Source organism: Marinomonas profundimaris (assembly GCF_000508165.1).
Lineage (GTDB): Bacteria > Pseudomonadota > Gammaproteobacteria > Pseudomonadales > Marinomonadaceae > Marinomonas > Marinomonas profundimaris.
In genome coordinates this window covers 1-530 of the sequence record NZ_AYOZ01000055.1, presented here as the reverse complement: position 1 = coordinate 530, position 530 = coordinate 1, and the positions used below count along the sequence as shown (strand labels likewise).

The following is a 530-nucleotide window of genomic DNA, read 5'->3' as shown; positions in this document are numbered from 1 at the left end:
GTTGCACGTGTGTCAAATGGGTACTTTTCAGGAATCAGTGAAGTAGTTGTCATCAAGATAGACGCAATATAACTGGTCTTTGGTACTGAAATCCGCAATGAGATATGTGAAAGCCCTTACCTCAACATGTTGCATGTTCAAGTGATGGTCTGTTTTTTGTGCTTCATGCGCCAAAATCGAAGTCGCGTTGAATGATGTAGTCACTGAATGAGGCGGTGGCTGGTGGAGCTCGAAGTGGCGGCATTAGAGAATCGTTTTTTGCTTCAAGAAGAGTCTGCTTGTCAAGGTGCGCCAAAATCTTATGGATAACAGCCGGATCCGTAATACAAGTAATAATTTTGACGTTGGTTTTTTCACAAGCCTCACAGACTGTGATGTCAATATTGAATACTCTTTTTAACCTTTGTGCCCACGACATGCTTCGCGCATGGTATGGTTTATCTGAATCTTTCAGATGCTCTGCTAAGCGAGGGCTATTCTTACCGCGTTGTGAAGCCGTTACCTCGGCACGCACCTTAGCATTGGGAGCA

The 530-nt window shown here is 44.3% G+C and carries 1 pseudogene; it reads right to left on the bottom strand.

The features are described from left to right. Positions 1-163: 163 nt before the first annotated feature. Positions 164-530: pseudogene (locus tag D104_RS33275) on the bottom strand (IS91 family transposase); the annotation flags it as partial.